22 protein-coding genes and 2 riboswitches are annotated in these 24,227 nt (G+C 57.5%); of the genes, 3 read left to right on the forward strand and 19 right to left on the reverse strand.

The window, feature by feature from the left end; genetic code table 11:
- Nucleotides 1-10: 10 nt before the first annotated feature.
- From OGM81_13885 to OGM81_13905, 5 genes are all read right to left on the reverse strand, one after another.
- On the reverse strand, nucleotides 11-1,069 hold the full coding sequence (locus tag OGM81_13885) for a rod shape-determining protein (protein ID UYJ43389.1): 1,059 nt from the start codon (nucleotides 1,067-1,069) through the stop codon (nucleotides 11-13).
- The gene (locus OGM81_13890; GenBank protein ID UYJ43390.1) at nucleotides 1,066-1,842 is read right to left on the reverse strand and encodes a phosphoribosyltransferase family protein; all 777 of its coding nucleotides are present in this window, start codon (nucleotides 1,840-1,842) and stop codon (nucleotides 1,066-1,068) included. Before OGM81_13890 ends, OGM81_13885 begins: the two co-directional genes overlap by 4 nt.
- Nucleotides 1,839-4,094, reverse strand: coding sequence for an ATP-dependent RecD-like DNA helicase (locus tag OGM81_13895; GenBank protein ID UYJ43391.1), 2,256 nt, complete (start codon nucleotides 4,092-4,094; stop codon nucleotides 1,839-1,841). The genes OGM81_13890 and OGM81_13895 overlap by 4 nt, the downstream gene beginning before the upstream one ends.
- 166 nt (nucleotides 4,095-4,260) lie before the next feature.
- Nucleotides 4,261-5,406, reverse strand: coding sequence for a methionine adenosyltransferase (metK, locus tag OGM81_13900; GenBank protein UYJ43392.1), 1,146 nt, complete (start codon nucleotides 5,404-5,406; stop codon nucleotides 4,261-4,263).
- Between the two features lie 85 nt (nucleotides 5,407-5,491).
- Nucleotides 5,492-5,590: riboswitch (SAM riboswitch) on the reverse strand.
- Nucleotides 5,591-5,704: 114 nt separating this feature from the next.
- A complete protein-coding gene (locus OGM81_13905) occupies nucleotides 5,705-6,301 on the reverse strand; it encodes an ECF transporter S component (protein UYJ43393.1) in 597 nt (198 codons plus the stop codon).
- Nucleotides 6,302-6,435: 134 nt separating this feature from the next.
- Nucleotides 6,436-6,571: riboswitch (FMN riboswitch) on the reverse strand.
- A 269-nt stretch (nucleotides 6,572-6,840) separates the two neighbouring features.
- Here OGM81_13905 and OGM81_13910 point away from each other — a divergent pair.
- Nucleotides 6,841-7,899, forward strand: coding sequence for a mechanosensitive ion channel family protein (locus OGM81_13910; protein UYJ43394.1), 1,059 nt, complete (start codon nucleotides 6,841-6,843; stop codon nucleotides 7,897-7,899).
- A gap of 85 nt (nucleotides 7,900-7,984) precedes the next feature.
- Here the strand turns inward: OGM81_13910 and OGM81_13915 are convergent, their stop codons facing one another.
- The 12 genes from OGM81_13915 to rpsL all read right to left on the reverse strand — a co-directional run bounded on the left by OGM81_13915 (nucleotide 7,985) and on the right by rpsL (nucleotide 20,223).
- Nucleotides 7,985-8,608: an alpha/beta hydrolase gene (locus OGM81_13915; protein UYJ43395.1), complete on the reverse strand. Its 624-nt coding sequence runs from the start codon at nucleotides 8,606-8,608 to the stop codon at nucleotides 7,985-7,987.
- Nucleotides 8,609-8,799: 191 nt separating this feature from the next.
- Nucleotides 8,800-9,270, reverse strand: coding sequence for a hypothetical protein (locus OGM81_13920; GenBank protein UYJ43396.1), 471 nt, complete (start codon nucleotides 9,268-9,270; stop codon nucleotides 8,800-8,802).
- A gap of 27 nt (nucleotides 9,271-9,297) precedes the next feature.
- Nucleotides 9,298-9,825, reverse strand: a complete 528-nt coding sequence (locus tag OGM81_13925) for a hypothetical protein (GenBank protein ID UYJ43397.1) — start codon at nucleotides 9,823-9,825, stop codon at nucleotides 9,298-9,300.
- Between the two features lie 44 nt (nucleotides 9,826-9,869).
- Nucleotides 9,870-11,102 carry a glutamate-cysteine ligase family protein gene (locus tag OGM81_13930; GenBank protein UYJ43398.1) on the reverse strand — a complete coding sequence of 411 codons (1,233 nt, stop codon included), beginning with the start codon at nucleotides 11,100-11,102 and terminating at the stop codon, nucleotides 9,870-9,872.
- Between the two features lie 132 nt (nucleotides 11,103-11,234).
- On the reverse strand, nucleotides 11,235-12,203 hold the full coding sequence (locus OGM81_13935) for a P1 family peptidase (GenBank protein ID UYJ43399.1): 969 nt from the start codon (nucleotides 12,201-12,203) through the stop codon (nucleotides 11,235-11,237).
- 26 nt (nucleotides 12,204-12,229) lie between these two features.
- Entirely contained in the window at nucleotides 12,230-13,153 is a 924-nt protein-coding gene (locus OGM81_13940; GenBank protein ID UYJ43400.1) for a haloacid dehalogenase-like hydrolase, read from the reverse strand.
- 22 nt (nucleotides 13,154-13,175) lie between these two features.
- The gene (locus tag OGM81_13945; GenBank protein ID UYJ43401.1) at nucleotides 13,176-13,685 is read right to left on the reverse strand and encodes a GNAT family N-acetyltransferase; all 510 of its coding nucleotides are present in this window, start codon (nucleotides 13,683-13,685) and stop codon (nucleotides 13,176-13,178) included.
- Nucleotides 13,686-14,078: 393 nt separating this feature from the next.
- On the reverse strand, nucleotides 14,079-15,623 hold the full coding sequence (guaA, locus tag OGM81_13950; GenBank protein UYJ43402.1) for a glutamine-hydrolyzing GMP synthase: 1,545 nt from the start codon (nucleotides 15,621-15,623) through the stop codon (nucleotides 14,079-14,081).
- 144 nt (nucleotides 15,624-15,767) lie between these two features.
- Entirely contained in the window at nucleotides 15,768-16,973 is a 1,206-nt protein-coding gene (gene tuf / locus OGM81_13955) for an elongation factor Tu (protein ID UYJ43403.1), read from the reverse strand.
- A 97-nt stretch (nucleotides 16,974-17,070) separates the two neighbouring features.
- Entirely contained in the window at nucleotides 17,071-19,164 is a 2,094-nt protein-coding gene (gene fusA / locus OGM81_13960; GenBank protein UYJ45015.1) for an elongation factor G, read from the reverse strand.
- A 54-nt stretch (nucleotides 19,165-19,218) separates the two neighbouring features.
- On the reverse strand, nucleotides 19,219-19,689 hold the full coding sequence (gene rpsG / locus OGM81_13965; GenBank protein ID UYJ43404.1) for a 30S ribosomal protein S7: 471 nt from the start codon (nucleotides 19,687-19,689) through the stop codon (nucleotides 19,219-19,221).
- A 108-nt stretch (nucleotides 19,690-19,797) separates the two neighbouring features.
- The gene (gene rpsL, locus OGM81_13970) at nucleotides 19,798-20,223 is read right to left on the reverse strand and encodes a 30S ribosomal protein S12 (GenBank protein UYJ43405.1); all 426 of its coding nucleotides are present in this window, start codon (nucleotides 20,221-20,223) and stop codon (nucleotides 19,798-19,800) included.
- Nucleotides 20,224-20,697: 474 nt separating this feature from the next.
- On the opposite strand from rpsL, the gene OGM81_13975 reads away from it, so the two are divergent.
- Nucleotides 20,698-21,144: a hypothetical protein gene (locus OGM81_13975; GenBank protein ID UYJ43406.1), complete on the forward strand. Its 447-nt coding sequence runs from the start codon at nucleotides 20,698-20,700 to the stop codon at nucleotides 21,142-21,144.
- A gap of 55 nt (nucleotides 21,145-21,199) precedes the next feature.
- Here the strand turns inward: OGM81_13975 and pepF are convergent, their stop codons facing one another.
- Both pepF and OGM81_13985 read right to left on the reverse strand, forming a co-directional pair.
- Nucleotides 21,200-23,002: an oligoendopeptidase F gene (gene pepF, locus OGM81_13980; protein UYJ43407.1), complete on the reverse strand. Its 1,803-nt coding sequence runs from the start codon at nucleotides 23,000-23,002 to the stop codon at nucleotides 21,200-21,202.
- Nucleotides 23,003-23,026: 24 nt separating this feature from the next.
- Entirely contained in the window at nucleotides 23,027-23,377 is a 351-nt protein-coding gene (locus OGM81_13985; protein UYJ43408.1) for an arsenate reductase family protein, read from the reverse strand.
- A 190-nt stretch (nucleotides 23,378-23,567) separates the two neighbouring features.
- Between OGM81_13985 and OGM81_13990 the strand changes: the two genes are divergently transcribed.
- Entirely contained in the window at nucleotides 23,568-24,218 is a 651-nt protein-coding gene (locus tag OGM81_13990) for a helix-turn-helix domain-containing protein (GenBank protein UYJ43409.1), read from the forward strand.
- Nucleotides 24,219-24,227: the final 9 nt, after the last annotated feature.

Below are 24,227 nucleotides of genomic sequence, written 5' to 3' on the forward strand. Positions count from 1 at the left end.
CCCTTTCTGGTCATTCCCCGGCAAAGGGGTCGTGGTTATTTTGCAGGCGCTTGTGCCAGGCTTTGGGGGTGGCATCGCGGAATCCGGCGGTAAGGTAGCAGCCCTCGCTCAAACTGATGGCCGTACCGCGGGCTACGCAGTTGAGCGGGTCTGGGGCGATGGCCACATCCACATGCAGTTCCCCAGCGATATAGCTGGCTAAACCCCGCAGCAGCGAACCGCCGCCGGTGAGCAGCACGCCCGACGAGGAGACGTCCGCCGCCAGTTCCGGCGGGGTGCTTTCCAGCACGGCGCGGGCCGCGGCGGCAATGCGGGAGGCAAGCTCCTGCACCGGCTCGTACAGGTCGCGGGTGTAGATGACGTGGCGGGCGGGCAAGTTCGTCTCCCAGGAGTGGCCGCGCACTTCCATCACGCCCTCAAACTCGCTTTTGGTGCAGCAGGCCACCTGCTTTTTCAGGGCTTCTGCCGTCAGCGGACCGATGGCGATCTGGAATTTTTCCTGCACATACTGGGCAATGCAGCGGTCAAAGGCGTTGCCTGCCACCGGCACGCTGGCGGCTTTTACACGGCCACCCATGCTGATGACGGCAATGTCGGTGGAGCCGCCGCCGATGTCCACGACCATGCAGCCGTGGGGTTCGCGAATCTGCAAACCGGCCCCCAGGGCAGCGGCTACCGGCTCGTCCACCAGAAAGACCTGCTTGGCCCCGGCCCCCATGACCGACTCGACCACGGCGTCAGCCTCGACGCCGGTAATCTGCGCGGGCACGCAGACCGCGATGCGGGGTTTGAAGATGCGGGAACGGCAGACCTCGTTGACAAAGCGGACGATGAGCTCATTGGTCATGCGATGGTCCTGGATGACGCCGTCCCGCAGGGGGCGCACAAGGTCGATGTAGGCGGGCGCACGGCCCACCATCTGCAGGGCTTCGTCCCCCACCGCAATGATGGTATTGGTGCGGGTATCCACCGCGCCGATGGTCGGCTGGCGGAAGACGACGCCCTGTTCTTCGGTAGCTATGATAATGGAAGTAGTTCCCAAATCAATACCGATGTCATATTGCTTCATTTGCGTTTCTCCGTAGATTTCTGCAGGGATTTCGGCAGTTCTTCGGTGGCAGCCACGGCGGCTGCGGTGATTTCGTAGGCTCCGGCCTGCTGTAAGGCCAGCGCACAGGCCGAGACCGTTGCGCCGGTGGTGATGATGTCGTCCACCAGCAGCACCCGCTTGCCGCTCAGGTCGGTGCCGGGGCGGCAGGCGTAGGCATCCTTTTTGTTGGCCAGGCGCTCCGCGCGGGTCAGCTCCTTTTGAGGCTGTAAAGGCTTTGTACTGTACAGCGGCGCAAGCACCGGGGTCTGCATTAGTATGCCCAGCCGCCGGGCCAGCAAAAGCGGCATACCGGCGGTGCCGGGCAGCGGCTCCCGCGGCGGGACCGGCACAATGTAGTGGTAACGGGGCATTCCCACCGGAGCCAGAGCTGCCGGGCGGCGGCCCGGTGTGTGGGACGGCATGGCGCCCCAGATCAGTACGGCCATGCGGTCGGCCAACTCCCGGGCACGCCACAGTTCCCCGCCGCGCTTGCAGGCCAAAATCGCATGGCGGACCTCGCCGCTGTAATAGTAGGCTGCGACGGCGCTGTTCAGGGCGTAAAAGGCATGTTCGGTCTCCGGCAGGCGGGGCGGCAGATGCACAAGGCGTTTGTCGGCAGCCTCAAAGCAGGCCGGGCAGACCGTGCCCTGCACAGCATCGCAGCCCAGCACTGCACCGCAGAACGGGCAGCGGCGCGGGTAGAGATACAGCGCGGCCTTTTCGGCCAGCAGCCTCCAATCCGGGTGGTTCATGCCTGGTCATCCCCTGCTTTGTACTTTTCGGCGGTGGGTGCAGCGGCGTCGGCCAGCAAAAAGCGCAGGCCGCTGTAGCGCATGTTCTGGCGCACATTGCGCACCATGGCTTCCTCGGTGCGGGCGGTGCCGGTCAGCACGCACAACTTGCGGGCGCGGGTGACGCCGGTATATAAAAGGTTGCGGTAGCAAAGGCGGGCGGGCACATCGGCCACCGGCAGGATGACCGCCGGGAACTCCGAGCCCTGGCTTTTGTGGACCGTAACGGCGTAGGCGGGTTCCAGCTCGGCCAATTGGTCAGCCGAGTAGACGTACTTGCGGTCGTCCATCATGACGGTGACGGCGCGGGCGTCCGGGTCAACAGCGGTGATGATACCCAGGTCGCCGTTGTAGGCGCCTACCCCGGCCTCGGCGCCGTCGCGCTCATAGGTGATGTCGTAGTCGTTTTTGATCTGCATAACCTTATCGCCCAGACGCAGAATTTTTGCGTTTTTCTCGGTGCCGATCTGCGGTTTGCCGCGCATGGGCGGGTTGAGGATCTCCTGCAAGCGTCGGTTCAGCTCCACACTGCCGGTGGGGCCGACTTTGGTCGGGCAAAGCACCTGAATATCCTTGACCGGGTCGAACCCGTAGGCCTTGGGCAGGCGGCTGCTGACCAGGTCACAGACCAGCTTCTGGCAGGCAAGGCCGGTGGACTCGATCATAAAAAAGTCGTCCTTCGGCCCGCCTTTTTGGGGCATCTGCCCTTCGACAATGCGGTGGGCGTTCTGCACGATCAGACTTTGCTGCGCCTGACGGAAGATGTCGGTCAGGCGAACAGTGGGCACGACGCCCGTGCGCAAGATCTCGCCTAGAATGTTGCCGGGACCGACGCTGGGCAGCTGGTCGGCATCGCCTACCATAATGATACGGCAGTGATACCGCGCCGCCGCCAGCAATGCCTGAAACAGCTTGACGTCCACCATGCTCATCTCGTCGAGGATGATGACATCGTATTTTAACAGGTTTTTCTCGTTATGGATGAACCGCACGCTGCCGGTGGTGTAGTCCACTTCCAGCAGGCGATGGATGGTGGAAGCGCTGTGGTGGGTCAGCTCGCTCAGCCGCTTGGCGGCGCGGCCCGTGGGGGCGCAGAGGGCGACACGGTCATACAGGGCCTCGTACAAACTCAAAATGGCGTTGACCGTGGTGGTCTTGCCGGTACCGGGGCCGCCGGTGAGCACCATGACCCGGCTGGAAAGGGCTAAGCGGATGGCCTCTTTCTGCAAAGGTGCGTACTCGAAGCCCTGGGTCATTTCCAACACACGGATGTCGGTCTCCAGCGTTTTGGGCGGCTCGGTCGGGAAGGTGGAGAGCTGGCCCAGGCGGGCGGCGATGTCTTCTTCGGCCGAAAGCAGATCCGGCAGGTAGATGTATTCGATGTTTTGGTAGGTGCGGGTGCGCAGGTCCTCGGTGGAGAGGAGTTCGTCCAGCCCTGCCTCAATGCTGGCAGGTTCCACCCGCAGGAACTTGGCGGTGGAGTCTAAGAGTTTGGCCCGCGGCAAACAGGTGTGGCCGTTGTTGGCGTTGTGGCGCAGGGCGTACAACAGCCCCGCCGCCACCCGCAGTCGGCTACCGGAATCAAACTGTAAGGCGGCGGCGATACCGTCCACCTGGGCAAACTTTAATTGCAGCGGGTCACCACAAAGCAGGTAGGGGTTCTGGGTCAGCGCCTCCACCGTGTGGGGGCCGAAGGCGCGGTACGCCGTGACCGCCTGCTGGGCAGAAAGACCGTATTTGGTGAACCAGGCCACCACCTCCCGCACACCGTACATGCGGCGGAACTCGTTGGAGATGGCGGCGGCCTTTTCCGGCGTGATGCCCTTGATGCGGCAGAGACTCTGCGGTGTCTCGGAGATGACGTTTAACGTATCCTCACCAAACATAGACACGATCTTTTTGGCTGTGGAGGGGCCGATATAGGGCAGTACGCCGCTGGAAAGGTAGCTTAACAGCGCGGTGGTATCCTGGGGCAGGCTGGCCTCGCAGGTCTCGGCCTTGAACTGCTCCCCATAGCTGGGGTGGTTGACCATGCGGCCGTAGACGGTGACACTCATGCCGTTATCCACACTGCCCACATTGCCGGCCACGATGACGTCGGTGCCGCCGGCGTCCACTTCAAACACGGCGTAGCCGGTTTCGGTGTTTTCGTAGATCATGTGTTCCACAACGCCTTCCAGCTTCATCAGCCGGTCCTGCGGTTGGTTTTCCACGCGGCGGTCACCTCCCCTTTTGGTGTTGGCAGCGGGCTGCATTTCGGCACACTACCACAATATTTTTATTATACCCCAACAAGCCCCTTTTGGCAAACAGAAAAAGCACGGGACAAGCCCGTGCTTTTTGTCGTATTTGATGGTTGAAATTTTGCAGATAAGATGCTTAGGCCAAAGCGGCTTTCAGGGCATCCACGCGGTCGGTGTTTTCCCACTTCACGCCCAGGTCCTCGCGGCCCATGTGGCCGTAGGCAGCCAGCTGGCGGTAGATGGGCTTGCGCAGGTCCAGATCGCGGATGATGGCGGCGGGGGTCAGATCAAAGACCTTCTCCACAGCGGCCTCGATCTTCTCGTCGGCTACAACGCCGGTACCGAAAGTATCCACCATGATGGAGACCGGCTTGGCAACGCCGATGGCGTAGGCCAGCTCGACTTCGCACTTCTTGGCAAGGCCGGCAGCAACAACGTTTTTGGCGACCCAGCGTGCAGCGTAGGCGGCTGAACGGTCGACCTTGCTGGGGTCCTTGCCGCTGAAAGCACCGCCGCCGTGGCGGGAGTAGCCGCCGTAGGTATCGACGATGATCTTGCGGCCGGTCAGGCCGGTATCACCCTGCGGGCCGCCCACAACAAAGCGGCCGGTGGGGTTGATGTAGTACTTGGTGTTCTCGTCAAGCAGCTCGGCGGGGATGACCTTTTTGATGACCTCGTTGAGGATGTCCTCGTGCAGCTGTTCCTGGCTGACCTTGGGGCTGTGCTGGCTGGAGATGACCACAGCGTCGATGCGCACAGGCTTGCCGTCGTTATACTCAACGGTGACCTGGCTCTTGCCGTCCGGGCGCAGGTAGTCGAGGGTACCGTTCTTGCGGACCTCGGTCAGTCGCTTGGCCAGCTTGTGGGCCAGGCTGATGGGCAGGGGCATCAGTTCGGGGGTCTCATCGCAGGCATAGCCGAACATCATGCCCTGGTCGCCTGCACCGGCAACATCATCGTTGGTGCCCAGGGCGATGTCGGGGCTCTGGCCATCGATGTTGGTGATGACGCCGCAGGTGTCGCAGTCGAAGCCGTACTTGGCGCGGTCATAGCCGATGGAACGGATGACGTCGCGGGCCACACCGGGGATGTCAACATAGCAATCGGTGGTGATCTCGCCCATGATGTGGACAAGGCCGGTGGAGCAGGTGGTCTCACAGGCTACGCGGGCACCGGGGTCTTTCTCGAGAATGGCGTCCAGGATGGCATCAGAGATCTGATCGCAGATCTTGTCGGGATGCCCCTCGGTTACAGACTCGGACGTGAAGAGAAATTTGGACATTGGGGAAAAGCCTCCTTATAAAATTCGGCAGAAACGCAACCGTGAGAAACAAAAAAGGCGCACAGCCAAAAGACCGCGCGCCAAACGCTTATCTTTCGGTTTCCCGCAGGACTTGGCACCTTGCATTTGCATGCAGGTTGCCGGGCTTCATCGGGCCTGTTCCCTCAGCCGCTCTTGATAAGTTGCTATTCTGTTGTTATGTGGATAGTTTACCATAGCTTTTGGGCAAAGTCAACGATAAAGCGTGGTACACACCAGCCAATTTGCGCAAAAGTAGGACATTTTGCGGCCTGTGTACTTATTTGCGGCCGTGCAGGATGGGCGAAAGCGGCTTATAGACCAAGAAGCAGAGCACCGCATCCAGTGCACCTTTCACGAAGGTAAAGGGCAGGTTAAACACCAGCAGGCAGGCAAGCAGGCCATTGACATTGGGGTTGATGGCCTGGTACATGCCGATGATGGCATCCAGCGGCAGATGATACATGACCACATAAGCCGGGTAAACGATGAAGTAGTTGTACGGCACCGAGACGACCGCCATAACCAGCGCGCCCAGCAGTGCGCCGACGATGGCGCCCTTGCGGGTCTTGTTGCGCTTGTAGATAAGGCCCGCCACACCGACGAAGAGTGCGCCCATCACGAAGTTGAACAGCTCGCCTACCGCGGCGGTGCTGGTGCTGGGCAGCTTGATGAGGTTTTTGATGAGGCAGACGAGGATGCCCGAGACCGGCCCATAGGCGAAGCTGGCGATCAGCGCGGGCAGCTCCGACACATCCAGCTTGACGAAAGCGGGCATGATGGGGATGGGAAATTCCAGGTACATGAGCACGGCGGCCACAGCGCCAAGCATAGCGGTACCCGTAAGAACGCGGACTTTGCTGGTAGAGTTTTGCATAATAAAATGCCTCCCGTAAAAAAGTAGTTATGAAAGCTGTTTTTTCGATAAATTCTGCGGGAGGCTTTTGCTAAAGTAAAACGCCCTGCTGCGGAAAATGGCAGCAGGGCGTTGGAAAAGGCATAGCAAACAGCTTTCCGTTTCTTTCATCCGGACTATACCGTCGGCCCCGGAATCACACCGGGTCAGCGGCTGCTACGCAGCCGGTCGCGGGCTTGCAGGATACTGCTTACCGCCGGTGGGGAATTGCACCCCGCCCTGAAACAGACTTTCTGGGCATTATTATAGCACAGGTTTTACAAATTGCAAGGGGGTGTGGTATAATACTTTTACCTTATGGCAATACCGCATAATTCTAAGTGCCGATACGGCGAGCGAGGTGCGGCAGCTGCTAAGCCAAAAGCGCAGATAATACTTTGTGTATTATCGAGCATTTTGGCAACGCAGTTGCCGTGCCGCAGCCGCCGGAGCGGTGCTTAAGCCGTTAGGCGGGAATTGTGCGGTGTTGCCTTATGAAAAAAACACAGGAGGTGCCGCGTATGCCTGCATCTGCTTTTGCCATTGAAATCGGAGAACTTATCCCCAGCGGGATCTTTTTGCTGCTGGCCCTGGTACTGCCCTTTGTGTTTTACCATGTGGGCGGCGGCTTTTTGCACCGGCTGCAAAAACATCTGCCCGAGTGGCTTTGCATTTTGACAGAGAGTTACTTAAAGCCGCTGGCCTGGGCACTGCGCCAGACGCTGCTTTTTGCGGCGGTGGGGCTGCTGCCCCTTGTGCAGAAGCATGCGACGGTGGCAGACTTTTTGGGTACGCTCTCTACCCTGCTGAACATTTATTTTCTTGCGCTGGGCGCGTGGCGGTCGGCCCCCATGTGCCGTTTGCTGCTGCGCAGTGCCCAGAACCATCTGGACCTTGCCACCAACCAGACGATGGCCCGCTTTTTTGAGAATATCTTCCGCGCGCTGGTGTTGCTGTTTGCGGGCATCGCCATGCTGGACACCATGGGCGTGCCGGTCACCGGTCTGCTGACCGGCGCCGGCGTTGCCGGCATCGCCATCTCGCTTGCGGCGCAGTCCACCCTATCGAACCTCATTGCCGGTGTGGCGCTGGTGCTGGAGCATCCCTTTGGAATTGGGGATTACATCGTGCTGGGCAGTCTGGAGGGCACGGTGGAGGATATTTCCTTCCGCTCCACCAAGTTCCGCACGCTGGATAACGTGGTGGTGTCGATCGAAAATTCGAAAGTCGCCTCGGAGTACATCTGCAACTGCGACCAGCGCAAAAGCCGCCTATGGGATTTTACCGTAGGCGTGACCTACGATACCCCGCGGGAAACGCTGGAAGTGCTGTGCCGTGACCTGACGGCGGTTTTGCAGAACGACCCGGCGGTGCTGGCTGATAAAGTGACCGTGACGGTGGATACGTTTAATGCCTATAGCATCGACCTGCGCTGCCGTATGTATGTCACCACCACCCGCCTGGCCGACTTTTTGCAGGCCAAGAACCGGCTGAACCTGCAAATTATGGATGTGGTGCACAAAGACGGATGTGACTTTGCCTTCCCGACCACGACCATTGAGATGGCGGAGAAAAAGTGACAACGGATTTTGCGCAGTTCCCCATCGTATAAACAAAGCCTCCCTTTATGTAAGGGAGGCCTTGTGCTTTGTAAACTGGAAGTTGTCAGATACTTATATAAAACTCCCGCAATAAGGATGCTAATTTTTCTGGGGACTCCAAATTTACTTCATGACCTGTTTCCGAAATTTCCTTGAATTGGGAACACTTCAGAATATCTGCAAGTTCGATTGACGCTTTTTTGTTAGCTTTGTCTTTTTCTCCACAAACGACCAATGCGGGGCAGGAGATTTGGTTCAACGAATCGCTAAAATCAAGTTCTGCCATGGTACTACACAGACTTATAAAATCGAGTTTTCCAAATCCGGTTTGTTGAAACATTGACTGCGGCATAAAATGAAACAGCGCATTTTGCAGCTTTAATAATCTCGCAGGCATCTTATACTGCGCTGCAATCAAAACCAGTGCCTTTACTTTTTGGGGATAGTCTATCGCATAGTTTAGTGCCAATACACTGCCCAAAGAGAGACCACATAATATGATATCTTCATTTTCCGCGTTACACATTTCTGAAAAAGCAGAGTAGAGAGCGGAATATGTTGCTACTTTTCCTTTGATCATTTCTGCTAAATCCAAGCATGCGCTATTTTCCGACACTTCTGTTGCGCTTGTCACCTTGTTCCAACTGTCGGCATTTTGCCCCAATCCATGCAAATATAAGTATTTCATACGTTTCCTCCACAAATTACGATTTCATTGCTTGCCGCTCTGCTATTTCAGCAATAACATGATTCCCAACACTACCGCAAGGATCGCGCCTTACTTCTTCTGCGGTCCATTCCCGCTTACCGGATGGGTTTGTCACGGCGTTTAGCCCCTTTACAGTGTATATCTACCGTTCGTTTTTTCATCATCCGGGCTTATTCCTGCTCACAAATCACCAAAAAATCATCAGTGCCGGTCTCGGTAGTGATGATGAACTCGTAATTGTACACGGTGTCCAGCTGGTATTGCAGGGCGCCGTCGGCGGTCTCGGTAAAAATGTAGTCCAGCTTGGGCTGGGGCATCACGCGGTCGTAGCCTAAGTATAGGTCAGCGATCTCCTCAGAGAAGCGCAGCTCTATCTGGTCGGCGGTCACGCCGGTCAGCGTCAGCACCGGGCTGGCGGTAGTGAAAAGCGCCGGGCGGGTCTTCCAATCCTGATCCCCGCGGCTATAGATATAGTCTACTTCCCTTTCGTCCTGCAAGGTGCAGTTGGACAGCGTGGCTTTGGCGCCGCTGCCGGGCAGTGTTTCTTGCCACACAGGGGTCATATCCGGCGTGCGGGCGCAGCCGGTCAGCAGGGCCAGCGGCAAAAGCAGCGCAGCCGGGTGCAAAATGGCGTATTTCATAAGGGGTCCTTTCCGGGATTTTCTAAATCAGGGCGCACGGTAGGGGTCGTAGGGCGGCTGTGGGAACGGCTCCCCCACTTCCAGCGTGCGGGGGCACAGGCCGGTCTCGGCCACGATGAAGCCCATCAGCATCCCCAGATGGGTGTGCAGATGGCGATACTGCGATAGAATCAGTGTAAACCGCGTCCATTCGCAGTTTTCGGGCCGCTGCAGCAGATCCTCGTCGTGCAGCGAGGTCAGATACATGGACAGCTTGGCCTTGATCGTGTAAAAATACTCGTCCATCTGGGCGCGGTCCACGCAGGCCGAGGGGTAGATCGCCAGGTCCTGCAAATGGGGCGTGTGGATGGGCGGCTCCACAAAATCGGTGGCTTTGGGGTTGATGAACCACTGGTCAAGGCTGTGCAACGCGTGGTACAAATGCTGCCACAACGGCGCACCGCCGTACAGCCGCTGCCACAGCTCGTCCGGGATGCAGTCCATCACGTTCTGTGTTTCCCACAGCGAGCGGACCGTCATCTCGGCAATTACGGCATGGTAGGATGTTTCCCGCACGCAGCATACCCCCTTTCGGGTCAGTATGCGCGGCGAAGCCGGGTTTATTCGTAGTCCGCTTCTTCCTCGCGGACCGACTTTTTCTGGGCGATCAACCGGCTGATGGGGTCCAGCAGGGCGCGCTCCTCCTGCGAGGGCGTGCGGCTGCGGGCCTGCATCAGCAGCCAGGCCAGCTCGCCGCCGATGGGCTTGCCGTAGACCCAGGCGTTGAAACCATCCTTGCAGACGGCCAGCTTGGCGTTGGCAATGTCCACCGTGGTAACGCCCGGATAATGGCGCAGCACATTTTGCAGTGCCGCTTGGCTGCCGAAGATAGACCGCACCAACTGGGCGTAAGCCAAAATAAACTTAGGCGGCATGCAGTCTGCGCCGCGGATCTCGATGCCGCCGTTGGCGCGGGCATCGAAGAAGAACATCGAGAGGATGTGCTCGATCTCGCAGCGGTCCAGCCGTGCGCCATAGATCTCCTGGGCGGTCTTACGGCCCACGCCCTTGCAGTGGCCGCCTTTGCAGGACACCACCAGCGGGCGGGTCAGTACCGTGTCGGCGTAGGCGTCAAAGCCGAAATCCGGGTCCATCAGCCGGGGCGGCACACCGCAGCGGTCGGTGTCCACATCCTGCCAGATACGGGTGCGCACACTGCAGGCGTTGTTGCGGTTTCCCTGGTAGATGGGCGCGTTGTCACTGAGCAGCCCGAAGAACGGCGTGAGCAGACAGGCCGCCCGCATTTTTTGTACAAAATCGCGTTCGCTATAATAATCAATGATCAGCTGGGTGGAGGCCGTGGCCCGCATCATCTGCACGCCGCAGGCACCTGTCTGCCGGAAGTAGCGGTCCATGGCCTCATTGCGGGGCGTGGGCACCAGAGGCAGTTCCTCGGCGCGGCGGGTGGGATGGTAGCTGACCGTCCAGGCGCGCAGACCGTGGGTGGCCAGCGTCATGCTCAGCTGCAGGTAAAAGGCGTTGTAGATGTCTACCAAGTGGATCATATCCAGCTGCGGGGCGATGCGGATCTCCATCTGGCAGGCAGATTCCAGCGTTACGCCGTACTGTTTTGTGGTAAAACCCAGGTATTGGCCATCCTGCAGAATGGGCATGTCCCCCGCCGCCTGCATCTGGCGCATGACGTTCTGCACCTGGGTAAAGGTGACGGGCTCGCCGCCCGCGTGGGTGATGAAATGCTCCACCGCCAGCCCGACGGCCAGCTTGCCCTCCGGCTTGCAGCCCGCCTGCAGGTAGGCGGCCAGGTCTTTTTTCTGTTCCTCTGCTTTTGCCATCTGCGTTCTCCCCGCGTGGTTTTGCGTGTTGATTCTTGCTTTTATTATACCCCAAAAAACTCCGCCTGGCAACGGTTTGGCAACAGTTGTCCAGACGGAGTTTTTAAGATTTTGTACTGTTATGATTCGGTGTCACCGTTTGAGATCTTTGGCTGCGGGGAAGCCGTAGGCACTGTCTGCCGCCTGCACGGCGCGCAGGATGGCATCGGCCATAACGCGGGCGGCAAGAGCGCCGACCACGTCCTGGTCGGCAGCCAAATCGCCCAGCGAGACCGCGTAGATGCTGTCGCCGTCGTTGGCCGTGTGCACCGGGCGAATGGCACGGGCGTAACCGTCGTGGGTCATGGCCGCGATCTTGCACAGGTGAGCCTTGTCAAACTTGGCGTTGGTGAACACCGCGCCGATGGTGGTGTTGCCGACGAACTTTTCCCCTGCGGCATCCAACTGCTGTAGGATGACGTCCTCGGAGTCGAGGAAGGTCTTACCGTCGTCGGCCAGCAGGCCTGCGGCCTTGCGGCCGGTGCGCCAATCGTAGATGTCCCCCAACGCGTTGACGGCCACCACCGCGCCGACCTGCAGCGGCCCCACCTGCACGGCGTAACTGCCGATGCCGCTCTTCATGCAATGGGGCATGCCCAGCAGCTTGCCGACCGTTGCGCCGGTGCCTGCACCGTAGTTGCCGTCGCGGTAGTTGCCGGTTTCGGCGTTGACACAGGCCTGATACGCCATCGCTGCATCCGGGCGGGTGTGGGCATCCCCCACCGTCAGGTCGAACAGATCGGACTGGCAAACCAGCGGGACCTTCGTAACGCCCACATCAAAGCCGATGCCGCGTTCCTCCAAGTAGCGCATCACGCCGCCTGCGGCGTCCAGCCCAAAGGCGCTGCCGCCGCCCAACAGAATGGCGTGGATGACCTGTGCTGCGGCCGTGGGCTTGAGCAGTTCACTCTCCCGCGAAGCAGGCCCGCCGCCGCGCACATCAAGGCCCACGGGGGCACCGGTTTCGCCCAGCAGAAACACCGTACAGCCGGTGCCCGCCTGGGCGTTTTCGGCCTGGCCGATCTTTAAGTTTTGTAATTCAGTGATGGAAATTTCATGCATAGAGCAGCCTTCTTTGTTGTTTATTTTTAACGTTCCACCGATATTGCCATGCGGTGGTAGGTGTGACGGATGCCGCGGACGGCGATGGAGTAGGCCATGATGTTTTCGGCCAGCGCCATGCCTGTGTAGCCGGTGTCACCGATGTGGTGGATGTCGGTGCCCGCCATTTTGCACATCAGGGCGATGCGTCGGATGGTATCGGTGTCGGCGCCCTCCTGCGAGGTGCCGATGGCCGTGATGGTCAGTGCGCCGTGACGGTGTGCGCAGCTGATGAGGGTGCGGGCGTACTCCATCGTGATGCCCGGCACCGTGCCGGGGGCTGGCAGCAGAATGATGTCCGCACCGGCGGCGGTAAAGTCGGCAATGTCGGCCTCGGTCAGGATGCTCTCGGCGGCCTCGGTCAACACGCCGGCGGCGTGCATTTTGCCTGCCGCCAGCACGATGCTGTCCCCCACCGCTGCCTTGAATTTGCGCAGTGTTTCGATGATGGCCGGGTTGGACACGCCCATGCCGGGGTTGCCGGTGAGGAGGATGAAATCCACCCCCAGTTCCTTGGCGCGCAGGGCGTTTTCCACCGTGGCGCGGCGCCCGGCAGACATTTTCCAGATGGGGTCTGTCTCGCCCTCCTCGCCTTCGGCCACCGGCTCCAGATTGATGCCGATGGGGCGGCCCGTCAGTTTTTTCAGCATACGGACGGTGTTTTCCGGCTCCGTTTCCGGCAGGCCGTTGATGACCGGGTGCTGCACATCGAACATGTTCAGCAGCAGGATGTCCGCACCCATCGAGGCCGCGAACTCGGCGTTGGTCACATTGCCCAGCAGCGGCTGCACCGTACCGATGGTCTCGCAGGCAATCACGCGCCCCTCGCTTTTCTGGATGGATTCCAGCAGGTCAGCTTTAGAAAACCCACGAAAATCCGACGCGCAGCAATCAAGTAAACGTTTAGGCATTGTTTTTCTCCTTGTAGGATCTTTATAGAGGTGTCAGTTCTTTTTGCATGGGGATATAAGCGGAAAAATCGTTAGGGATTTCGGGGCCGCAAACAGCATAACCGTTTTTTGTCCAGAACGAGTAGCTTTGCGGGTTGCCTTTATCGACTGCCAGACGGCTATGGCACATACCATTGTTGCGCATAGTATTTTCTATATCGGCTACGATACGGCTGCCGATCCCCTGGCCTTGGCGAGACTTATCCACCATGAAAAAGCCAATGTAACCTGTGGTTTCATTTGGATAGGCCAGAATCATATCAACTACTGCAGCCAGCGCTGCGCCATCAAAAAAGCCAATATAAAATTTGTCTGCCATCGTTTTGCCCGGCGGCAATGCGGACATATCGTCCAAAATGCTCTGCCAGGTAACAAAGGGTGGATGATACTGGTAAAACAGCGTGTTTTGGGATGCCATTGCGTAGATTTTTTCTATATCGGCATTGACCGGCTGCAGTTTGCGAACTGAACAATCAGGTAATAAAGTTTGCATTTGTACGCATGGCACCTCCCGTTCCATTTCTTTGATTATAGCAAATGACACCGTCCCTTTCAACACAAAAAGCCCTGCATAAAACAGTACAGTGACATTTACTTCGTTGTACCATTATAACTTTTATCTCTGATTTCTATAAATTCTTTATTAAGTCATGCCGGAATTCGCTGACATATGATCCCATTTCTTTTGGCGGTTCCTTCATACCATTTTTAAACCAGTAATCAAACATTCCCGTATAACCATGCAAAAGAAAGCAATAACAATTGGAAAACCGCATTACCGCCCTCAAATTTGTAAATTGGAGTCAACGCGGAGTCAGCAAAAAGAAAAAGCCTGTATATTGAACGATAGAACGTTCAATATACAGGCTCTATTTAGGTTTTGCGATTATTCAAACTCGATGGTTGCCGGGGGTTTGGTGGTGTAGTCGAACATGACGCGGTTGATGTTCTTGACTTCGTTGACGATGCGGTTGGCGGCGTTGGTGATGGTCTCGGTGGGCAGGATGGTGACCTCAGCCGTCATAAAGTCGGTGGTGGTCACGGCGCGCAGGGCGATGGCGTAGTCGTAGGTGCGCTCGTCACCCATGACGCCGACGCTCCGCATGTTGGTCAGCGCGGCAAAGTACTGGCTGGGGCGCTGGGCCATGGGCAGCTTGTCCACTTCCTCGCGCCAGATGGCGTCGGCATCCTGGACGATAGCGACCTTTTCGGGGGTCACATCGCCGATGATGCGGATGGCCAGGCCCGGGCCGGGAAATGGCTGACGGGCGACCAAGTACTCGGGCAGACCCAGTTCGCGGCCGGCCTGGCGGACTTCGTCCTTGAACAGGTCGCGCAGCGGCTCAACGATCTCCTTAAAGTCGACGTAGTCGGGCAGGCCGCCAACATTGTGGTGGCTCTTGATGGTAGCGCTCTCACCGCCGAGGCCGCTCTCGACCACGTCGGGATAGATGGTGCCCTGGGCCAGGAAGTCCACGGCGCCGATCTTCTTGGCTTCATCCTCGAACACGCGGATGAACTCCTCGCCGATAATCTTGCGCTTGCGCTCCGGGGCGCTCTCCCCTGCCAGCTTCTTATAGAAGCGATCACGGGCATCGACGCAGACAAAGTTGATGTCAAACTGGCCGCCTTCACCGAACACCTCGCAGACCTGTTCGCGCTCGTTCTTGCGCAGCAGGCCGTGGTCAACGAACACGCAGGTCAGCTGCTTACCGATAGCCTTGGCCAGCATGGCAGCGCAAACACTGGAATCCACACCACCGGACAGGGCGCAGAGCACCTTGCCATCGCCGATCTTCTCGCGCAGGGCCTTGACGCTGTTCTCCACGAAGGAGTCCATCTTCCAGGTACCGGCACAGCCGCAGACGTTGTACACAAAGTTGTGCAGGATCTGGGTGCCGTTCTCGGTGTGCAGAACCTCCGGGTGGAACTGCACGCAGTACAGGCCGCGGGGCTTATCCTGGGCAGCGGCCACCGGGCAGTTGGGGGTGTGAGCCACAATTTCAAAGCCGGGGGCGGCCGTCTCGATATAGTCGTTATGGCTCATCCAGCAGACGTTTTTGTCTGGCAGGCCGGCGAACAACGGGCTGGTGGTGTCCAGGTCGACCACGGTCTTGCCGTACTCGCGCTCAGGGGCTTTGCAGACCTTGCCGCCCAGCATGTGCATCATCAACTGGCTGCCGTAGCAGATACCCAGGATCGGCACGCCCCAGGTGTAGATCTCGGGGTCGATGGTCGGCGAATCCGGCAGGTAGGCGCTGTTGGGGCCGCCGGTAAAGATAATGCCCTTGGGGTTCTTGGCCTTGATCTTGGCCAGATCGGTGCGGTACGAATAGATCTCGCAATAAACGTTACATTCACGGACGCGGCGGGCAATCAGCTGGTTATACTGGCCGCCAAAATCCAATACGATAACGGTTTCCTGCTGCATGGATGTACTCCCTTCTCTATGTATGTCATATTTGTGGTATGCCATATGTCTATTAGTATACCACACTGTACACCAAAAAACAACATAAAAACAGGCGCTCACCTTACAGTGAGCGCCTGAATTATGCTGTTTTAGAGCGGGAAATTACTTCTCGATCTTGGAAACAACGCCGGAACCAACGGTGTGGCCGCCCTCGCGGATAGCGAAACGCAGGCCCTCTTCCATGGCGACGGGGGTGATCAGCTCAACATGCATATCGACGTTGTCGCCGGGCATGCACATCTCGGTGCCCTCGGGCAGGGTGATGATGCCGGTAACGTCGGTGGTGCGGAAGTAGAACTGAGGACGATAGTTGTTGAAGAACGGGGTATGACGGCCGCCCTCTTCCTTCTTCAGGACGTAAACGTGGCCATCGAAGGTGGTGTGGGGATGAACAGAACCGGGCTGGCACAGGCACTGGCCACGCTCGATCTGGTCACGGTCAACGCCACGCAGCAGGGCGCCGATGTTATCGCCAGCCTGAGCAAACTCCAGGCTCTTGCGGAACATCTCCAGGCCGGTGATGGTGGTGGTCATCTTCTCTTCCTTGATACCGACGATTTCCATCTGATCGCCAACGTGAGCAGTGCCACGCTCGACACGACCGGTAGCAACGGTGCCACGGCCGGAGATGGTCATAACGTCCTCAACGGGCATCAGGAAGGGCTTGTCAGCAGCACGGTCAGGAGTGGGGATGTAGCTATCAACAGCGTCCATCAGCTCCCAAATGCACTTGTACTCAGGGGCGTTGGGGTCGGTAGAAGTGGACTCCAGAGCCTTCAGAGCGGAACCACGGATGATGGGGGTGTTGTCGCCATCGAAGTCGTACTCGTTCAGCAGCTCACGGATTTCCATCTCGACCAGATCCAGCAGCTCGTCGTCGTCGACCATGTCGCACTTGTTCATGAAGACAACGATCTTGGGCACGCCAACCTGACGGGCGAGCAGGATGTGCTCACGGGTCTGAGGCATGGGACCATCGGTAGCAGCAACGACCAGAATAGCGCCGTCCATCTGAGCAGCACCGGTGATCATGTTCTTGATGTAGTCAGCATGGCCCGGGCAGTCAACGTGGGCGTAGTGACGCTTCTCGGTGTGGTACTCAACGTGAGCGGTGTTGATCGTGATGCCACGAGCCTTCTCCTCGGGAGCCTTGTCGATGCTGGAGTAATCCATGAAGTCGGCGTCGCCCTTCAGAGCCAGAGTCTTGGTGATGGCAGCGGTCAGGGTAGTCTTACCATGGTCAACGTGACCGATGGTGCCAATGTTGACGTGCTCCAAAGAGCGGTCAAATTTTTCCTTTTCAGCCATTGGAAGTGTCCTCCTTTAATTAAAACAATTTAATTGCCTTGCGTAAGGCTATAATACAAGATTTTACGAGAAAAATCAAGTAAAATTTATGAAATAGTTACGCTTTAGCGCGGTCGCTCATGATCTTGTCGGCGACACTCTTGGGAACCTGCTGATATTCATCAGGCTCCATGGAGTACTGGCCACGGCCCTGGGTCTTAGAACGCAGGTCGGTAGCATAGCCGAACATCTCAGACAGAGGAACCAAAGCGGTAACACGAGCGGTGCCACCCTCAGACTCCTGGTTGTTGATCTGACCACGGCGGCTGTTCAGGTCGCCGATAACGTTGCCCATGTACTCATCAGGCACGATAACGTTGACCTTCATGATGGGCTCCATGATGACGGGATCGCACTTCTTCATGGCCTCCTTGAAAGCCATAGAACCGGCGATGGAGAACGCCATTTCAGAGGAGTCGACCTCATGGTAAGAACCATCCCACAGGGTGACCTTGACATCGACGACGGGATAGCCAGCGAGAACGCCGGACTTCATAGCGCCCTGAATGCCCTGATCGACAGCGGGGATATATTCCTTCGGGATAGCGCCGCCAACGACACCGTTGACGAACTCGTAACCCTTGCCGGGGTTGGGCTCAACCTTGATCTTAACGTGACCGTACTGGCCCTTACCACCAGACTGGCGGGCGTACTTGGTCTCCTGGTTGGCTTCCTTGCGAATGGTCTCGCGGTAAGCAACCTGGGGAGCGCCAACATTAGCCTCGACCTTGAACTCGCGGAGCAGACGGTCGACGATGATCTCCAGATGGAGCTCGCCCATGCCGGCGATGATGGTCTGACCGGTCTCTTCATCGGTCCAAGTACGGAAGGTCGGGTCTTCTTCAGCGAGCTTTGCCAGAGCAATGCCCATCTTCTCGGAGCCGGCCTTGGTCTTGGGCTCGATAGCAACACGGATAACGGGCTCGGGGAAGTTCATCGACTCGAGGATGATGGGATGCTTCTCGTCGCACAGGGTGTCACCGGTGGTAGTATTCTTCAGGCCGACAGCAGCCGCGATATCGCCAGCGTAAACGGTGTCGATATCCTTACGGTTGTTGGCGTGCATCTGCAGGATACGGCCGATACGCTCGTTGTTATCCTTGACAGAGTTGTAAACGGTGGTGCCTGCATCCAGGGTACCGGAGTACACACGGAAGAAGCAGAGCTTACCAACGTAGGGGTCAGTCATGATCTTGAAAGCCAGAGCTGCGAAAGGCTGGTCGTCGGAAGAGATACGATCCTCTTCCTCGCCGGTCTCGGGGTTGGTGCCCTTGATGGCTGCAACGTCGGTAGGAGCCGGCATGTAGTCAACAATAGCATCCAGCAGCTTCTGAACGCCGCGGTTCTTGTAGGAGGAACCACAGACAACAGGAACGATCTCGTTGGAGATGGTAGCCTTACGCAGAGCAGCCTTGATCTCTTCCTTGGTCAGCTCTTCGCCTTCCAGGTACTTCATCATCAGCTCTTCGTCGGTCTCGGCAACAGCCTCGATCAGCTTGTCATGGTACTCCTGGGCCTTCTCCTGCATATCCTCAGGAATCGGCTCAACGCGGACATCATTGCCCATGTCATCATAGTAGATGTCAGCCTGCATATCAATCAGGTCGATAATACCCTTGAAGGTATCCTCCTGACCAACGGGCAGCTGGATGGGCACACCGTTGGCGTGCAGACGATCATGGAGCATCTGAACGCAGCGGTAGAAATCGGCACCCATGGTATCCATCTTGTTGACGTACACCATACGGGGAACCTTATACTCGTCAGCCTGACGCCAGACGGTCTCAGACTGCGGCTCAACACCGCCCTTAGCGGCCAGAACGGTAACGGAACCGTCCAGAACACGCAGGGAACGCTGAACCTCAACAGTGAAGTCAACGTGGCCCGGGGTGTCGATGATATTGATACGATGACGGTTCTTCTTGAAGAGAGCCGGATCGTGCTGGGTCTCGGTATGGCTCCAGTAGCAGGTGGTAGCAGCAGAAGTGATGGTGATACCACGCTCCTGTTCCTGCTCCATCCAGTCCATCGTAGCAGCGCCGTCATGAACTTCACCGATCTTATGGTTGATACCGGTGTAGTACAGGATACGCTCGGTGGTGGTGGTCTTACCTGCGTCGATGTGGGCCATGATACCGATATTACGGGTCATTTGCAGAGATACATCTCTCGGCGTTGCCATGGCTTATACCTCCTCGACAGCGAATCAATAACGATAGTGGGCAAAAGCCTTGTTGGCCTCGGCCATCTTGTGCGTATCCTCGCGCTTCTTGACAGAACCGCCGACACCGTTGGTGGCGTCGATGATCTCAGCGGCCAGACGAGCAGACATGGTCTTCTCGCCACGGGCACGGCTGTAAGCGGTGAGCCAACGCAGACCCAGGGTCTCACGGCGGGCCGGGCTGACCTCCAGGGGAACCTGGTAGTTAGCACCGCCGACGCGGCGGGTCTTGCACTCGAGGTTAGGCATGATGTTCTCCATAGCCTTCTCGAACATCTCGAGCGGGTCGTTGCCGGTCTTTTCCTTCACGATGTCAAATGCATCGTAAACGATCTCCTGAGCAACACCTTTCTTGCCATCCAGCATGATGTAGTTGACCAGACGGGTGACAACCTTGGAATTGTAGATAGGATCAGCCAGAACTTCGCGCTTAGCGACATTACCTCTTCTGGGCATCTTTCTTCCCTCCTTCACATAAATGATATCATCGGTACTCGAAAGTTTAGAAACTCCCGTTGTGCCACAAAAAAGGCTTGGCCTATTTTATGGCGAAAAGATGTTTCCTTACTTCTTGGCACCGGCCTTGGGGCGCTTAGCACCGTATTTGCTGCGGGCCTGGTTACGGTTCGCAACACCCTGGGTATCCAGAGTACCACGGATGATGTGGTAACGGACACCGGGCAGATCCTTGACACGACCGCCACGGATCAGAACAACGCTGTGCTCCTGCAGGTTATGGCCGATACCGGGAATGTAAGAGGTGACCTCGATACCATTCGTGAGGCGGACACGGGCAACTTTACGCAGAGCAGAGTTAGGCTTCTTGGGGGTCATGGTACGGACGGCAGTGCAGACACCGCGCTTCTGCGGGCTGTTCATGGTGGTGTACTGCTTCTTCTGGGAGTTGTAGCACTTCTGCAGAGCAGGGGCAGTGCTCTTCTTGACCAAGACCTCACGACCTTTGCGCACGAGCTGGTTAAAAGTAGGCATTTCTTTTCTCCTTTCTTCACATATTCACGTTCGTTTTACCGGAGCCGCGGCATTTTTGCCGCACTACTCCCTGGAACTCACGCAATGTTTAGTTTACAGGATTCGCGGCCCGTTGTCAAGAGTATTGCCAAAAAAACTTTGAAAAAATCGTGCAATACGGAGAATTTTTGTTTTCGCAGGCTAAAATGTGGATTTCGGGCCTATGGGCCAGGGCCTGACGCCTTTTTATAAGGCGGTGCATAAGATGAACAGGGTGCCTACTCCCCTGCCCAAGGTTTGTGTAAGCGCTTTTTGTCCATGCTTCAACAACATTTGTCTAGTTTGCACAATTTACAATGTCAGAATTCATGATTTTGTCGAGTCATTTTTTGTTGCAGCTTTATGCGCCATCTGGTATAATAAGGCTGTAGATAACTCCCGGGCGTTCCGGGGGACCAAATCACCCTTGGTTTTATTTTTAAGGAGGTATTGACAATGAAAAAACTTCTCTCCGCCCTGCTCGCCATCTGCATGGTCTGCATGTTCGCCGTTCCCGTTTTTGCAGACGCCAACGATGATTACATCGCCGCTGTAAAAGCCTATCAGCAGGAGATCGCCGCCAAAGAAGCCGCCTACACGGCCGCTGTCAATGCCTACTCCAAGCAGGCTAAGGCAAAGGCCGACGCCGACAGTGCCGCGATCCTGAAGGCTGCTAAAGCTGCCCAGGCCAAGGCCGATGCAGAGTGCCTGGCCGTGATCGCCGCCGGCAAGGCCGCTCAGTCTGAGGCGGACGCCAAAGTGGCCGCTGTGATTGCCGCCGGTAAGGCTACCCAGGCCGCAGCCGACAAGCGCGAAGCCGCTTATGCCGATGCCGTGAAGGCATTCCAGGCACAGGTAGCCGCCCGCGAAGCCGCCTATTTGAAGGCAGTTCTTGGCAAGTAACACCTTATATAACAGCAAAAGGGGCACCCTCGCGGGTGCCCCCTCCTTTTTATTGTTACTGCAGCTTTGCCAGGGTAGCTTCGGCGTCATCGAGGATGCGCTCGAACTTTTCGAGGGCAGCGTCGACTGGGGCCGGGGTGGCCAGGTCAACACCGGCGTGGCGCAGCTCATCCAGCGGGTAGGCGCTGCCGCCCATGGAGAGGAACTCCTTGTAGCGCTTGACGGCAGGCTCGCCCTCTTTGAGGATGCCCTCGGACAGGGCCACGGCGGTGGAGTAGCCGGTGGCGTACTTGTAGACGTAGAACGGACGGTAGAAGTGCGGGATGCGTGCCCACTCGTACTGGATCTCGTCATCGATGACCATGTCGTCGCCGAAGTAGTCGATGACCAGGCGCTTATACAGGGCGTTGAGAGCGGAGGCGTTCAGGGCCTCGCCGCGCTCCACCATGGCGTGGGCCTCGCGCTCAAACTCAGCAAACATCGTCTGGCGGTAGACGGTGCCCTTGAAGTTCTCCAGGTACTGGTTCAGCAGATAGAGGCGGGTCTGGGGGTCGTTCTCGTTCTGGAGCAGCTGCTCGATGAGCAGGTTCTCGTTGACAGTGGACGCGACCTCGGCCACGAACAGCGTGTAGTCAGCATACTGCGGCGGCTGATGCTTGCGGGAGCGCCAGCTGTGCATGGTATGGCCCATCTCGTGGGCCAGGGTGGAAACGCTGTCCAGCGTGCCGCTGAAGTTCAGCAGGATATAGGGGTTGGAGTCATAGCAGCCGCCGGAGTAAGCGCCGCCGCGCTTGCCGCGGTTGGGATAAACGTCGATCCAGCCCTCGTTGTAGGCTTTCTGCACGTCCTTCTGGTAGTCCTCGCCCAGGGGGGCAACGGCTTTCAGCACCATCTGCTGGGCGGTCTCGTAGGTGTAGGACTTCTTCAGGTCACCGACCAGCGGGGCATAGACATCATAGAAATGCAGCTCGTCGACGCCCAGCATCTTTTTGCGCAGGCGGACGTAGCGGTGCATGGCGGGCATGTGCTTGCGGACGGTGGCGACCAGGTTGTCGTAGACCTCCACGGGCACATTCTCCCCTGCCATGGACATGGCACGGGAGGACTCATAGTGGCGGGCGCGAGCCTCGGCGGTGGCAGCCTTGACAGCACCGGCGTAGGTGGCGGCCATGGTGTTGATGTGCTGGCGGTAGCCCTTGTAGAAGCTGCGAAAAGCATTCTCGCGCAGGACACGGTCGGTGCCCATCTCGATGGGCACGAAGTTGGAGCCGGTGACCTCAACTTCTTCACCCTCGGTGTTCTTGGCGGGGTCAAAGACGAGGTCGGCGTCCTCGAGGTTGTGGTAAGCCTCGGAGGGAGCCTGCATTACCTCGCCAAAGCTGGCCAGCAGCTTTTCCTCGGCCTTGGAGAGGGTGTGGGGCTTGCTGCGCAGCAGGTCCTCCAGATTGAACTTGTAGTCGGCCACGGCGGGATCGTTGACGATGGCGGTCAGGGTCTCCTCGGGCAGGGCCAGGATCTCCGGCCGGGCGAAGGACAGCGCGGTGATAAGCTTGACATACTTGCTGTTGATGCGGGCGTACATACTCTGGGCAGCCTCGCCGCGGGTGTCCTCATCGTGGCGCATGCTGGCGTAGCAGTAGAGCTGCTCGACCTTGCGGTTCAGCTCGGTGGTGGCGTCCAGATAAGCGCCGATGGTGATGGCGTCGGACAGCTTGCCCGCAAAGGCGGCTACGCTGTCGATCTCGGCATCGAGGTTTTCGAGGGCGGTCTCCCAGGCAGCGTCGCTTTCAAACATCGGCGTCAGGTCCCACTGGAACTTCGGATCCAGTTCGCTGCGTTCTTTTAAAATTTCAGCCATGGTTTTCTCCTTATCCTATCCTTATTATAGAAGCGCTTTTTCCCAATCGGCGGGCTTGAAGCCGGGCAGGACGAAGTCCTCCCCTACCAGCAGCGGGCGCTTGACCAGCATGCCGTCGGTGGCCAGCAGAGCAATCTGCTCCTCCTCGGTCATGGCATCCAACTTATCTTTCAGCCCCAGGGACCGGTAAACCAGGCCACTGGTATTGAAGAATTTGCGGGCCGGCAGGCCGCTGCGGGCAATCCACTGCCGCAGTTCTTCGACCGTAGGTTTTTCCTCTTTGATATGGCGCGGGGTGTAGGCGATGCCATGGTCGTCCAGCCATCTTTTGGCCTTCTGGCAGGTGGAGCACGGCGGATACTGCAAAAACAGCATAACGGTCACTTCCCTTTCCGGTTGGGTGGTTTGCGGTTAATTTATTATAACCCGCCGCCGTGTGTGTGTCAATGTAAGAGAAAGTGCTCCCCTGCTTTTTTTCGTATGTACGTTTGTAAACGAAGCGTCGGTTTACAATTCGGCCTCCGTGTGCTACGCTTGTTGCAGATTATATACGGAGGGATTAAACATGGACGCTAAAAGTTTCGGAGCCTTTATTGCCGACCAGCGCAGGACGCTGGGACTGACACAGGCAGAGGTTGCTGCACGCCTCCATGTGACAGACAAAGCGGTAAGCCGCTGGGAGCGCGGCGTTGGATTACCCGATATAAACACGCTGGAGCCGCTGGCCCAAGTACTGCACCTGACATTAGACGAATTAATTCACACAGGGACCTCCGGCACGGGCAGCGGTGCGGATTCTGTTAAGACTTTTGTCGATCTGTTTTCTCCGCAGAGCCGGTATGCCGGTCAACTTCTCCGTGCCATATGTCTGCTGTTATCCATCCTGTTTTGTCTGGCAGGGCTTTTGCTATGTCCGGACAGCCTTGCAATTTTGTGGGATGTCGGCGCACAGATCGTCCCTGCTTCCTACGCCGCAAAGTTCTTTATCTTTCCTACTGCGGCATTGCTGCAATGTCTGGCATTATTTTTCTGGCACTTTTGTGATGCCCATATATCACTTTGGGAAACGCAATTTTTGGCATGGCTCAGTGCTTTTCAGCCCCGGTTTTCGCAATTTGTCCGGCTTCTGCGCGAAACCGTATTCTTCTTCCTTTTTGGCTTTGCGATTCCCTTTTGTGAGTTATTAACGATTTTGCTGAATCTTTCTCGATTTTGACTTTTTGCA

It is taken from the genome of Oscillospiraceae bacterium, from assembly GCA_025758045.1.
In the GTDB taxonomy this organism is placed as follows: Bacteria; Bacillota; Clostridia; order Oscillospirales; family Ruminococcaceae; genus Gemmiger.